The organism is Kitasatospora sp. NPDC056800, assembly GCF_042789775.1.
Classification (GTDB): domain Bacteria; phylum Actinomycetota; class Actinomycetes; order Streptomycetales; family Streptomycetaceae; genus Kitasatospora.
The window spans coordinates 60,833-73,184 of the sequence record NZ_JBHUAL010000015.1; the positions used below are offsets into that span (position 1 = coordinate 60,833).

Annotated in this window: 11 protein-coding genes; 9 read left to right on the forward strand and 2 right to left on the reverse strand. The window is 73.5% G+C overall.

The genetic code is table 11. From position 1 onward, the window contains the following. Positions 1-71: 71 nt before the first annotated feature. From ACFRQN_RS05630 to ACFRQN_RS05660, 7 genes are all read left to right on the forward strand, one after another. Positions 72-1,118, forward strand: coding sequence for a hypothetical protein (locus ACFRQN_RS05630; RefSeq protein WP_380738488.1), 1,047 nt, complete (start codon positions 72-74; stop codon positions 1,116-1,118). Between the two features lie 96 nt (positions 1,119-1,214). Next, entirely contained in the window at positions 1,215-2,279 is a 1,065-nt protein-coding gene (locus ACFRQN_RS05635) for a hypothetical protein (protein ID WP_380738489.1), read from the forward strand. An 81-nt stretch (positions 2,280-2,360) separates the two neighbouring features. After that, positions 2,361-2,909: a GNAT family N-acetyltransferase gene (locus ACFRQN_RS05640; RefSeq protein WP_380738490.1), complete on the forward strand. Its 549-nt coding sequence runs from the start codon at positions 2,361-2,363 to the stop codon at positions 2,907-2,909. 102 nt (positions 2,910-3,011) lie between these two features. Further along, positions 3,012-3,989, forward strand: coding sequence for a hypothetical protein (locus ACFRQN_RS05645; protein WP_380738491.1), 978 nt, complete (start codon positions 3,012-3,014; stop codon positions 3,987-3,989). Continuing rightward, positions 3,986-5,284 carry a sensor histidine kinase gene (locus ACFRQN_RS05650; RefSeq protein ID WP_380738492.1) on the forward strand — a complete coding sequence of 433 codons (1,299 nt, stop codon included), beginning with the start codon at positions 3,986-3,988 and terminating at the stop codon, positions 5,282-5,284. Before ACFRQN_RS05645 ends, ACFRQN_RS05650 begins: the two co-directional genes overlap by 4 nt. A 17-nt stretch (positions 5,285-5,301) precedes the next feature. Next, positions 5,302-6,009, forward strand: a complete 708-nt coding sequence (locus ACFRQN_RS05655) for a response regulator (RefSeq protein ID WP_380738498.1) — start codon at positions 5,302-5,304, stop codon at positions 6,007-6,009. A gap of 157 nt (positions 6,010-6,166) precedes the next feature. After that, positions 6,167-6,817: a Pr6Pr family membrane protein gene (locus tag ACFRQN_RS05660; protein ID WP_380738493.1), complete on the forward strand. Its 651-nt coding sequence runs from the start codon at positions 6,167-6,169 to the stop codon at positions 6,815-6,817. A 27-nt stretch (positions 6,818-6,844) separates the two neighbouring features. Here the strand turns inward: ACFRQN_RS05660 and ACFRQN_RS05665 are convergent, their stop codons facing one another. Further along, a complete protein-coding gene (locus tag ACFRQN_RS05665; protein WP_074002239.1) occupies positions 6,845-7,057 on the reverse strand; it encodes a hypothetical protein in 213 nt (70 codons plus the stop codon). 406 nt (positions 7,058-7,463) lie between these two features. Between ACFRQN_RS05665 and ACFRQN_RS05670 the strand changes: the two genes are divergently transcribed. Then, positions 7,464-8,885, forward strand: a complete 1,422-nt coding sequence (locus tag ACFRQN_RS05670) for a S41 family peptidase (RefSeq protein ID WP_380738494.1) — start codon at positions 7,464-7,466, stop codon at positions 8,883-8,885. Between the two features lie 21 nt (positions 8,886-8,906). On the opposite strand, the gene ACFRQN_RS05675 is transcribed toward ACFRQN_RS05670, so the two are convergent. After that, the gene (locus ACFRQN_RS05675) at positions 8,907-10,520 is read right to left on the reverse strand and encodes an ABC-F family ATP-binding cassette domain-containing protein (RefSeq protein WP_380738495.1); all 1,614 of its coding nucleotides are present in this window, start codon (positions 10,518-10,520) and stop codon (positions 8,907-8,909) included. A gap of 521 nt (positions 10,521-11,041) precedes the next feature. On the opposite strand from ACFRQN_RS05675, the gene ACFRQN_RS05680 reads away from it, so the two are divergent. Further along, positions 11,042-12,274 carry a hypothetical protein gene (locus ACFRQN_RS05680; RefSeq protein ID WP_380738496.1) on the forward strand — a complete coding sequence of 411 codons (1,233 nt, stop codon included), beginning with the start codon at positions 11,042-11,044 and terminating at the stop codon, positions 12,272-12,274. The last annotated feature ends 78 nt before the right edge of the window (positions 12,275-12,352 follow it).

Here is a 12,352-nt window from a genome sequence, read left to right on the forward strand (position 1 = left end):
GGGCGGCCGGTTCCCAACCGGCCGCCCGCACCGATCCAGTCGGCCGAGCAACACACAGGGGACAGCACATCGTGGACAACAAGGACGACGACAGGCCTGACGGCTCCACCGCAGGCCTGGCCGGGCGCGTCGATGCGGCGCCCGGCCAACGGAGGTTCACCACCCGGCCGCTGCGGGTGCAGGCGTTGGTTGCCGTGACGGGGGTGGTGGCGGTCACGGCCGGGGCGGGATTTTTTCTGGCGGACAACCTGACCAATATGTCCGGGCCGGACGTCGTGTGCGACGGCGCGGTGAGCGCGGACGAAGTGAACGACGCGCTCGGGTGGGGCAAGGTCAGCGCCACGATGTACGGCGACGGGAAGCTGGACACCCCCGGCGCGTCCTGTGCGGCGATGGTGAGCAACGGGATCTTCGGCAACGACCGGTTCGCCGTCATCGAGCTCCCCAAGGCCGGAGACCTCGCCAGGTTCAAGTACGACGCGGAGTCCCAGCTGTTCGCCGCCTCGGCGAACGGAGGCGCGGCCGGCGCCGTGCACAAGTCGTCGTACGCCTTCGCGCTGCTCCCGAAGGACTGCGCCAACGGGCAGCGGGCCACCGTCAAGTCCCGGTCCTCCGACGCCCGGAAGCTCGCCGGGCTCGCGACCGCGGTGGCCAAGCGCGTCGCGGCACAACAGGGTTGCGGCGGGGCGCCGCTCCCCGCACCGCGCGAGCTCACCCCGGCGGGTACGGACCGCCCCCTCAACCGCGACGCCGTCTGCGGCCTGCCGGGGCTGACGATGCCCGACACTCCCGGTGGCCCCGTCTATCAGGAGACCGTGACCAACGCGACCGATCCGCTGTGGGCCTGCAGGATCCACTCGGACGCGGACCTCAGGTCCGCGATCACCTTCTCCATCGGCACCGATCCGCGCCTCGTCCAGCCGTGGACCCTCGACCCCGGTCCGGCCTTCGGCCGAGCCCACTGGGTCGGGCAACACGAAGTCATGGCGACATGCCAGGGACGGCCCACCCGCTTCCGGTTCGAAGTGGACGGTTTCCGGGACCTCATCGGCAAGACGACCTGGGAACAGTTCCTCACCGCCGGTGCCAAGGCGATCGGTTGTGAGCCGATCCTGTGACGCCTCCCCTCCTGCGGGCGGCCGGTTGATGACCGGCCGCCCTCAGGAGCACGCCTGAATCCGACCGACCGAGCAGCAACCGGGGAACGACACACCATGGAAGACAAGAACGGCTCCGCCAACGGCCCGGTCGGGCGGATGGACGCGGCGCTCGACCGGCGGGGGTTCACCACGCGGGGGCTGCGGGTGCGGGCCGGGGTCACGGTAGTGGCGGCGGTCGGGCTGGTGGCCGGGCTGGGGGTCGCCGGGTGGGCGCTGCTGGCGGACGACATGACCAACAGGTTCGGGCCGGACAGCGTGTGCGACGAGGTGGTGAGCTCACGGGCGGTGAACGAAGCGCTCGGGTCGGGCAAGGTCAGCGCGGAGCCGTACGAGGGGAACGTCAGCCGCGGCACGGCGGTCTGCACCGTGCAGGTGGCCGGCGGGATGTTCGGCGACGACCGGAACATCCGGGTGTCCCTCGGCGAGAGCAAGGACGTGTTCCACCTCCCGATCCCTCCCGGCGCCCGGACGTTCGCCGCCTCGGCGAACGGTGGCGCGGTCGGCGCCGTCCGTGGCGACGAGGCGTGGGCACTGCTCCCCGAGGGCTGCCCCAACGGGCTCTGGGCCAGGGTCACCGCGTACTCCGGGAAGGATCCCGACCCGCTGAAGCTCGCCCGGCTCGCCGTGTCGGCGGCCGACCGCATCGCGGACCAGCGCGGCTGCGGCAAGGCGCCGCTGCCCGTCCTGCACGAGCTGGCCCCGGCCGCCACCGAGCGGGAGCTCGACGGCGAGGCGGTCTGCGGCCTGCCGGGGGTCTCCGTCCAGCGCTCGCCCGACAAGCGCTACAGGGAGGCCGTGACCGTGGGATCCGATCCCTTGTGGAGCTGCGAGATCACGCCTGAGGATGCGCACGGGAGCACCTCTTCCCTCGTCATCGCCACCGAGTCCCGGCTCCGGCCGGAGGCCACCGAGCGGGACACCAGGCCGGCGTTCGGCCGTGCCCGCTGGGTGGGGTCCCTCCCCCGGGACGAGATCGTGGTGACCTGCCACGGTCGCCCCGTCTACTTCCGGATCGGCACGATCAGGCACCTGGGGCACCTGTTCTCCACCTCCGACGAGGCCTGGAAGCAGTTCCTCACCGCCGGCGGCCAGGCGATCGGGTGTGAGCCGATCCTGTAGCGGGCGGAAAATGGGCGGGCGGGTGTCGGGGTAATGGTCTATCTTGCGATTGACCTATTACGTGAGACACGGGGGAGCACCATGAGCACCACCACCACCGACCGTACCGACCACACCGCCCGCAGCGTCGTCGCCGTCTCCGAGCGGCTGGTGCTGACGCGGCCGCGGGAGGGGGACGTGGAGGCGGTGTTCGCGATCCACGGGGATCCGGAGACCAACCGGTACAACCCGCACGGGCCGCAGCGGGAGCTCGTCCAGGCGCGGGAGATGCTGGACGGGTTCGTCGCCGACTGGGTGCGGGACGGGGTGGGGTACTGCGCCGTCGCCACCCGGGAGGACCCGGGGACGGTGATCGGGTTCGCCGGGCTCTACCTGCACACCCTGGACGGGGAGCGGGTGTTCAACCTCTACTACCGGTTCCGGCCGTCCGCCTGGGGCCTCGGGTACGCGGCGGAGGCGGCCCGGGCGGCGATGGCGGAGGCGCTGCCGCGCCACCCCGGGGTCCCGGTGGTCGCCCTGATCCATGCGGACAACCTGCCCTCGCGCCGGCTCGCCGAGCGGCTCGGGCTGGTCGCCGACCCGGACGGCCGCACCGACGAGGAGGACCGGGTGATCCACCGGATGCCCTGAGGCCCGGAGGAGCCCCTGTCGGCCCGAGATCCCCCGCCAGGGGGAGCGGGATCGCGCCCCGGGCGGAGGCCCCGGCGCCCGGCCCGGCGGGACCGTGAGGGTATGAGGATCAACGAGCACATGGTGCGGGCCGGGGCGGCGTGGACGGCGGTGGCGGCGACCGGGCCGTACCTGACGCTGAAGCTGCTGTGGCTGACCGGGCATCCGGTGGGGGCGGGCGATCCCGGCGAGATGGACCGGCTGTGGCTGGTGAACCTGCTGACCTTCGGCATGGACGCGATCGCCGTGGCCCTGGCGCTGGCGTTCGTCCGGCCGTGGGGACGGCGGGCGCCGGCCGGGCTGGTGGCGTTCCCGATGTGGGTGGCGACCGGTCTGCTCGGCACGATCCTGGTCGCGCTGCCGCTGTACCTGCTGAGCCTCCTGGTCCTGGGGCCGGAGAGCGCCGACCCGGACGACAAGGGCCTCGGCGGCTGGGTCTTCCCCGTGGTGTACGGCGGCTTCGCCGTCCAGGGCCTCGCACTGATCACCGCCTTCGTGCTGTACGCCCGCCGGCGCTGGGCCGGGCTGCTGCGGGAGCGGATCGGCGACCTGCCCGACTCCCCCACCCTGACCGTGCAGCGCGTCCTCGCCTGCGTCGCCGCGCTGCTCGCCGCGGGTGTCGCGGCGGCCCGGGTCTACTGGGCGTTCGGCGGCACCGCCGGAGTGCCGCAGGACCTGGTGGACGGCCGGTCCCGGGGCGTGGCGGTGATGAACGGGGTGACCGCGGTGATGGCGGTGGCCGCGGCGGTGGCGCTGCTGGTCCTGGTCTTCCGGGTCGGTCCGGGGCGCCGGCTGCTCGGGCCGCTGCTGGTGGTCTGGACGGCGGCCGGTTCGCTGTTCGGCTGGGGCGCCTGGCAGTTGGTGGCCTTCGGGGCGACGACGACCCGGGTGACCGAGCTGCGGACGGCCGTCCCCGGGCTGACGCCCCTGGTCCAGGGCGCCCAGGTGGTGGCCGCGGTGCTGGTCCTGGCGGTCGGGGCGGTCGCGCTCACCGAACGCGGCGCCCTCCGGCGCACCGCTGCCGTAGAGTCGCGCGGGTGATCACGGGGGTGGGCATGCGACTGCGGCGTACGGGAGAGGTGGGCGTCCGCCTGCGGCGTGCGGCGGGGGCGGCGGTCGGCCGGCGGGCCCGGCTGCGCTGGGTGCACCTGGTGCTGGGCGGCGCGCTGCTGATGCCGTACTGGATGCTGTCGGTGGTGCTGTACGGGGCGCTCAACCCGAACCAGCCGCCCGGACGCCAACTGCTGCTGTACGTCCTGTCGTTGCTCACCTCGCTGCCGATGGCCGCCGTCACCGCGCTGGTGCCGATGGTGCGGGGGCTGGAGGGCGCGGCGGCGCGGGCGCTGTGCTCGGCGGCCCGGCCGGAGGAGCTGGCCACCGGGCCGGCCCGCTCCTGGGGCGCCCGGTGGCGCACCGCGCTCTGGTACGTGCTGCACGTCCTGTTCGGCGGGGTGGTCGCCGGGATGACGCTGGCGGGCACCCCGTTCGCGGTGGTGCTGGTCTGCGGCTTCGCGGGGACCAGGGAGTTCGTCCGGATGTGGGAGCGGCACTTCCCCGGCTGGCTGGTCACCGGCCCGGCCCTCGGCCTCGGCGTTCTGCTGCTGATCGTCGGCACCAACGCCGTCTGCGGCGCGCTGCTCGCCCGCTGGGCGCCCGCCCTGCTCGGCCCGACCCCGGAGGAGCGGGTGGCCGCCGCCGAGCGCCGGGCCACCGTGCTCGCCCAGCGCAACCGGCTGGCCCGCGAGCTGCACGACTCGGTCGGCCACGCGCTCAGCGCCGTCGGCATCCAGGCCTCGGCCGCCGCCCGGGTGCTGCGCAGCAACCCGGACTTCGCCGCCGAGGCGCTCGCGGCGATCGAGGAGACCGCCCGGGCGGCCGTCGCCGAACTCGACGCCGTACTGGGGCTGTTGCGCGAGGAGGACCCGGAGGCCGCCGGACCCGCCGGGCCGACCCTCGCCGGGCTGGACGACCTGCTGCGCCAGCTCGGCCGCGCCGGGGTGGCGGTGGACGCCGAGCTGGCGCCCGGGCTGGCCGGCCTGCCCGAGCCGGTCTCCCGCGAGGCGTACCGGATCGTGCAGGAGGGCCTGACCAACGTGCTGCGCCACGCCGGGCCCGCCCCGGCCGGGCTGCGGGTCCGGCTCGCCGACGGCCGGCTGGAGATCGACCTGACCAATCCGCTCGGCCCCGCCCGGCCGAGCCGCCCCGGCGGCGGGCGCGGGCTTCGCGGGATCGGCGAGCGGGCGGCGGCCCTGCACGGCGGCAGCACGGCGGGGCCGGACGGGGACGGAACGACGTGGCGGCTGGCCGTCTGGCTGCCGGTGGGAGGGACGACGTGAACGAGGACATGAACGAGATGGGGTACGACGCCGTGGACGAGGGTGCACGGCAGGGCGCCGACGGCATCCGGGTGGTGATCGCGGACGACGAGCGGCTGGTCCGCCTGGGCCTGCGGGTGGTGATCGACAGCGAACCGGACCTCACCGTGGTCGGCGAGGCCGCCGACGGGGCCGAGGTCGTCCCGCTGGTGCGCGAACTGCGCCCGGACGTGGTGCTGATGGACGTCCGGATGCCCGGCATCGACGGCATCCGGGCCACCGAACAGCTGGTCAACGGGATGGCCCCGCCGCCGCGCATCCTGGTGGTCACCACCTTCGAGCACGACGACCACGTGTACGACGCGCTGCGCGCGGGCGCCGCCGGGTTCCTGCTGAAGCGGGCCCGGGCGGAGGAGATGGTGCAGGCGGTGCGGCTGGTCGCGCGCGGCGACTCGCTGCTGTTCCCGGCGGCCGTCCGCGACCTCGCGCTGCGCCACGGCGCGGACCGGCGCCGGGAGGCCGGGTCGGGCGACCGGGGGCCGATCGGGCGGCTGACCGAGCGGGAGGGGCAGGTGCTGCGGCTGATGGCCACCGGGCTCAACAACGGCGAGATCGCGCGGCAGCTGGTGGTGAGCCAGGAGACGGTGAAGACGCACGTCGGCAGCGTGCTGGCCAAGCTGGGCGCGCGGGACCGCACCCAGGCGGTCATCGCGGCGTACGAGTCGGGCTTCGTGCTGCCGGGCTGACGTCCGCTCAGGATCCACCGCGACCATCACCCGTGCCCCCGGCACGCCCGAGCACCTCGAACGTGGATTCCATCCGATCGGTACCAGCGAGTAGAGTGCGGGTTTCCCCCTCGACGTCCGATACCTCCCGTATCGCCTGGAACGAACTGGTGGCCGCATGACAGTCCGGACCCGACCCGCGCTCTGGTGGCGCATGGGCATCGTGCTCTCGGCGGGCCTCGGCCTGACCCTCGGGACCGCGCCGCTGGTCTACTTCACCGTGCAGAGCAACGTGATCGTGTTCGGCTACTTCATCAGCGCGGTGTACTGGATGCTCAAGCGCGGCACCGTGGACGCGCCCGCGCCCCGGCTGCGCGGCGCCGCCACGCTGTACATCCTGATCACCGGGCTGGTCTCGCACATCCTGCTCGAACACGGCGCCAACCCGCTGCCCGGACTGGTCAGCGGGCCGGACAAGCTGGCGCACTGGTCGTCGTTCTTCCTGCACTACGTGACGCCGGTGATGGTGATCGCCGACTGGCTGGTGCTCAAACCGCGCAACGCCTCGGCCTGGAAGGACATCCCGCTCTGGCTGGGCTTCCCGCTCGGCTACGCGGCGATCGTGCTCACCCGCAACGCGCTGTTCGACGACTACCCGATGCCCTACCCGTACTTCTTCTTCGACCCGACCACCAAGGGCTACGGCTACGTCTGGGGCCAGATAGCCCTGCTGACCGTCGAGTTCGTGGCGCTCGCCGCACTCGTCGTCGGGCTGGACCGGCTCGGGACGCGGATCGCGGGAAGGCTGCGGTCGACGCCGCAGGCATAGCCCCGGGAGTTCACGCTCCCCCGTCGCTCACGCGGCGGGCGCGTCCTCGGGGAACGCGGCGTCGAACTCGGCCCGGTGCGCCTTCCAGAACGCCACCGCGTGGTCCACGAAGACCCGGCGCTGCTGCTCGCGCACGCTCAGGTCGTGGACGTAGGCCTTCACGGTCTTGCCGTCCGCGGCGGCGGCCTCGCGGATCGCGGCGAGCTCGTGCTCCGTGTACTCGATGGTGAGCGCAGGCATGCCGCCGATGGTACTGGAGCGACGGGTAGTTGGGGCCGCGGACGGCGGTTTTTCACCCGCAGTCAAAACGGTCGCTGTCGAGACCGCCGAGGACCATTGCGCCCGGCTCCGGGTCGGCCCGGAGAAGGAAGCCGGTGCGCCCGGAGGAGGAAGCGGGTGCGGCTCGTCGGATGACGCCCGGGCGGTGGGGCCGGCCGTAGCGTCGACGGGGAGCGGTGGCGGAGGGGTTCCGCGGGGGAGACCGGGGTTTCGGCGGAGGCCGGAGATGACACGCAGGTCAGGAATGGCACGCAGGTCAGGGATGACGCGCACGGCGGGAACGGCGCGCAGGACGGGAACAGGACGCACGACGGGAACGGCGCGCAGCAGGACCGGAAGCGGCGTCGGCAGGACCGCGGCCGCGGCGGTGGCCCTCGCGACGGCGGTGGGGCTGGCGGCACCGGGGGCGGCCGCGGCGCAGGAAGGGCGGGGGAACCCGCTGGAGGGGGTCTGGCGGACGGAGGGCTACGGCCTGCTGATCGCGGTCTCCGGGGGCCGGGTCACCACCTACGACGTGACCGCGCACAGCTGCCTGCCCGGGTGGGTCACCGGGACGCAGGCCTCGGCGCCCGGCCCGGACGGCACCACCCGCTACACCGTGGGCAACCTCGCCATGACGCTCACCCCCAAGGGCCGGAACCGGGCCGTGGAACGCGAGGAGAGCGGGGTCGGCACCAAGTCGCTCACCCGCCTGGACGCCCTGCCGCCGCTGTGCGCGCGGCCTGCTCCCAACGACCCGCTCGCGGTCTTCGACCGGTTCTGGGAGGACTTCGAGGAGAACTACCCGTTCTTCGCCGCCAAGGGCATCGACTGGCACGCCGTCCGGGACGAGAAGCGGCCCACGATCACCCCGGCGACGACCGCCGACCGGCTGCAGGACGTCTTCACGGACATGCTCGGCCCGCTCGGCGACGCGCACACCGGGCTGGCCCGGGTGGTCGACGGGCACGCCAAGGAGGTCTTCGGCGGGCAGCGGCCGGATTCGACGGTGCAGACCCCGGAGCTGACCGCGCGGGCCCTGCAGGCCTCGGCCGCCCAGCTCACCGGCCCGGAGCAGCAGTTCGCCGGCGGCCGGCTCGGCGTGGGCCGGCTCCCGGACGGCCTCGGCTACCTCCGGGTGAGCAGCTTCGACGGCTACACCGACGGCGACTTCCGGAGCCAGGTCGACGAGCTGGACCGGGCGCTGGACGCCGTGCTGGCCGGCCCGGACCGGCCCACCGGCCTGGTCGTCGACGTGCGGCTGAACGGCGGCGGCTCGGACGCGCTCGGGCTGCACATCGCCGCCCGGCTCACCGACCGCCCGTACGTCGCCTACCGGAAGGTGGCGCGCAACGACCCGGCCGACCCGACGAAGTTCACCCGGCCCGAACCGATCACCGTACGGCCGTCGGCGGGCGGGCACTTCACCGGGCCGGTGGCGGTGCTCACCTCCTCGATCTCCACCAGCGCCGCGGAGACCTTCACCCAGGCCATGACGGGCCGCTCCCCGCGGGTGCTCCGGGTCGGCGAGAACACCCAGGGCGTCTTCTCCGACATCATGATCAAGTCGCTCTCGCCGGAGTTCATGGCCGTCCTGCCGAACGAGAAGTACCTGACCAGGAACGGCAGTACCTTCGACGGCCCGGGCATCCCGCCGAACGTCCGCACACCGGTGTTCACCCCGGACGAGCTGGCCGCGCTCAGGGACTCGGCCCTGAGCACGGCCCGCCGGATGCTCACCGAGGACGCCCAAGGCAACCAGAGCAGCCAGGGCGACCAGGGGAACGCCGAGAACGACCAGGAGCAGTAACGGCAGGAGCAGCAGTAGGCGCTACATCGGCTCCACCGTCCGCAGTTCGCCGTCCAGCTCCAGCCACCGGGTGAGGCCCAGGCCGCGCAGGAACGGCAGGTCGTGGCTGGCCACGATCAGCGCGCCCCGGTACGCGGACAGCGCCTGGGTGAGCTGGCGGACGCTGGCGAGGTCCAGGTTGTTGGTCGGCTCGTCGAGCAGCAGCAACTGCGGCGGCGGGTCGGCCAGCAGCAGGGCGGCCAGCGTCGCCCGGAACCGCTCGCCGCCGGAGAGGGTGGCGGCGGGCTGGTCGGCCCGGGCGCCGCGGAACAGGAAGCGGGCGAGCCGGGCGCGGACCGCGTTGTCCCCGGCGGTGGGGGCGAACAGCTTGACGTTCTCCACGACGGAGCGCTCCTCGTCCAGCAGGTCGAGCCGCTGCGGGAGGTGCCGCAGCGGCACCGGGGTGATGACCTCCCCCGCCGGCGGGGCGAGTTCGCCCGCGATGGTGCGCAGCAGCGTCGTCTTGCCGGCGCCGTTGCGGCCGACCAGGGCGATCCGCTCGGGCCCGCGCAGGTCGAGGTCGGCGGTGGTGCCGTGGGGCAGCCGGACCTTGTCCAGGGTGAGCACGGTGCGCCCGGCCGGGACGGCGGTGCGCGGCAGGTCGATCCGGATCTCGGCGTCGTCCCGGACAGCCTCCTCGGCCGCGTCGAGCCGGGCCTTGGCCTCCTCCAGGCGCTCGGTGTGCATGCCCTGGAGCCGGCCGGCCGTCTCCTGGCCCTTGCGCTTGAGCATCCCGGCGAAGATGTGCGGGTCGTTGCGGGTGACCGAGCGCTTCTTGCCGTACGCGGCGCTGCGGTCCAGCCGGATGCGGGCCTCGGCCAGGTCCCGCTTCTGGCGCCGGACGTCGGCCTCGGCGTTGCGCAGCAGCCGCTCGGCCGTCTCCTGCTGGGCCGCGAGGGTGCGTTCGTACTCCTCGAAGTTGCCGCCGTACCAGGTGACTTCGCCGTCCCGGAGGTCGGCGATCTGGTCGACGTGCCGGAGCAGCTCGCGGTCGTGGCTGACGATCAGCATCACGCCGTTCCAGCCGGCCACCGTCTCGTAGAGCCGCTCGCGGGCGGCCCGGTCGAGGTTGTTGGTGGGCTCGTCGAGCAGCAGGACGTCGGGGCGGGCCAGCAGCAGGGCGGCCAGCCGCAGCAGCACGGCCTCGCCGCCGGAGAGTTCGCCGGTGGTCCGGTCGAGGCCGAGGCGGTGCAGGCCGAGCCGGTCGAGGGTGGCGCGGGCGCGCTCCTCGACGTCCCAGTCGTCGCCGACCGCGTCGAAGTGGCGCTGGCCGGTGTCGCCGGACTCGATGGCGTGCAGGGCCTCGCGGGCGGCGCGGATGCCGAGCGCCTCGTCCACCCGCAGGGTGGTGTCGAGCGTCAACCCCTGTGGCAGGTAGCCGAGTTCGCCGTCGATTCGGACGGTGCCGCCGGTCGGGGTGAGCTCGCCCGCGATCAGCCGCAGCAGGGTGGACTTGCCCGCGCCGTTGAGCCCGATCAGGCCGGTGCGGCCGGGGCCGACGGCGAGCTGGAAGCCGTCCAGGACGGGCTTGCCGTCGGGCCACTCGAACGAGAGCTCGGTGCAGAGGACGGCGGTGGTGGTGGGGTGGTGTGCCATACAGGCCTCCCGGGGTGGTTGCCGAAGGGGTGGTGAGCAACACGGGGAGACACCGCGGGTGCGGAAACCGGGCACGGCCGGGGGAACGAAGGGGTGGCGTCACGCAGAGGAGTGCCACGGGCCGTGACTGAGGTCGCACACTCGCGCACCGCGCGACGGCAGCAGGGCCTGCGCGGCGGGGGCGGTGTCCCGGGACCTCAGTAGAGCAACGGCCTTCTCCTTGTCTGGCTGATGACCCGGACCACGCTAGGCAGCCCGCCCGGGGCGTGCAACCGATTTACCGGCCGCCGGGCCCGCCGCGACCACCGCGCGACCCGCCGGGCGCACCCCCGGGACCGCTCCTCGACGGCCCCCGGTGCCGATCCCGTGCCCATCCGGTGACGGCCCCGTCCCGGTCCGGTGCGGAATTCGGGAGTCCCCCGGACGCATGGCAGACTCCTCACCTGCCATGCCTGCGGCCGAGTGGGGCCGCACCCGGGGAACGGGCCGCATGGCGGTAGTCAACAGGGGGATTTGAACTCATGTCACCGATATCCCGGCCGGGCCGTGCCGTCCTGGGCGCCTCCGTCGTCGCGCTGACCATGGTGGTCGCCACCGCGTGCGGCCCCGACAACGCCGACCCGGCCGTGACCGCGGCTCCCGGCGTCACGGCCGGCGCTTCCGGTACGCCGGGCGCGGCTCCGATCAAGCTTCCGACGCTCGAAGAGCTGAAGACCTGGAAGCTGGAGGACTGGGACAAGTGGGCCCAGGCCAACGTGATCACCCCGGCGGTCAAGGGCTACTGGACCCTGCAGAAGCTGCTGGACGCCAAGCCGAAGCCGCTGCCGCAGCCCGCCCCGGAGGGGACCCAGCCGCCCGCGCAGCCCACCGGCGCCGCGCCGGCCACCAGCGCGCCGGCCACCGCCGCGCCCACGGCCCAGCCCACCGCGGCCCAGCCCGGCGGTGGCGGCGGCGCGGACCAGCTGCCCGCGATGGTCCCGGCCAAGCCCGTGGCGCACCCGTTCCCGAAGAACACGCACGTCAACGGCAAGATCTTCTTCAAGGACGGCAACGAGGACTACGTGTGCTCCGGCACCGTCGTCTCCGACCCGGCCAACCCCGGCAAGAGCAACCTGGTGTGGACCGCCAGCCACTGCCTGCACGGCGGCAAGGGCAACAAGTACTACACCGACATCACCTTCGCCCCGGCCTTCAACAGCAACGGCGTGCTGAGCAACGGCAACAAGCAGGCCAAGCTGGAGGACGCCGAGCCGTACGGCGAGTGGACCGCCACCTCCGGCATGGTCTCGCCGCAGTGGGCCGCGGAGGCCGACCCGGAGAAGGGCGGCCCGTGGAGCCAGTACGACTTCGGCATCGTGAAGGTCGCCAACCCCAGCCCGGGCGGCAAGTCGCTGGAGGAGACCGTCGGCGGCTCCGTCCCGCTCTGGTTCAACGCCCCGCGTGACCAGGTCGGCGCCGTCAGCAACTACGGCTTCCCGGAGGGCAAGCCCTTCGACGGCGTGGAGCTGGAGCACTGCGACGGCGGCAAGCCGTCCAAGAAGACCGGCGACCCGAGCCGCCCGGCGATGCTGCTGATCGGCTGCAACATGACCGGCGGCAGCAGCGGCGGCGGCTGGTACGCGACCAAGGACGGCAAGCCCGCCCTGGTCAGCGACACCTCCATCGGCAACGGCGCGAACACCTACGAGGCCGGTCCGTACCTGGAGGACGTGGCCCAGCACATGTTCGAGTACTTCTCGAAGAAGGCCAAGTGAAGAAGGCCGAGTGACCCGCTCCGACGAAGGCCGAGTGGTCTTCCGAGCGGCGCGGTGACCCGCTGAGCGGTGATCCGG

What these genes read in the sequence shown, in the direction of transcription:
- ACFRQN_RS05640 (WP_380738490.1), top strand. Translation starts at nt 2,361, where the DNA reads ATGAGCACCACCACCACCGACCGTACCGACCACACCGCCCGCAGCGTC.
- ACFRQN_RS05680 (WP_380738496.1), top strand. Translation starts at nt 11,042, where the DNA reads ATGTCACCGATATCCCGGCCGGGCCGTGCCGTCCTGGGCGCCTCCGTC.
- ACFRQN_RS05660 (WP_380738493.1), top strand. Translation starts at nt 6,167, where the DNA reads ATGACAGTCCGGACCCGACCCGCGCTCTGGTGGCGCATGGGCATCGTG.
- ACFRQN_RS05645 (WP_380738491.1), top strand. Translation starts at nt 3,012, where the DNA reads ATGAGGATCAACGAGCACATGGTGCGGGCCGGGGCGGCGTGGACGGCG.
- ACFRQN_RS05655 (WP_380738498.1), top strand. Translation starts at nt 5,302, where the DNA reads ATGGGGTACGACGCCGTGGACGAGGGTGCACGGCAGGGCGCCGACGGC.
- ACFRQN_RS05665 (WP_074002239.1), bottom strand. Translation starts at nt 7,057, where the DNA reads ATGCCTGCGCTCACCATCGAGTACACGGAGCACGAGCTCGCCGCGATC.
- ACFRQN_RS05675 (WP_380738495.1), bottom strand. Translation starts at nt 10,520, where the DNA reads ATGGCACACCACCCCACCACCACCGCCGTCCTCTGCACCGAGCTCTCG.
- ACFRQN_RS05635 (WP_380738489.1), top strand. Translation starts at nt 1,215, where the DNA reads ATGGAAGACAAGAACGGCTCCGCCAACGGCCCGGTCGGGCGGATGGAC.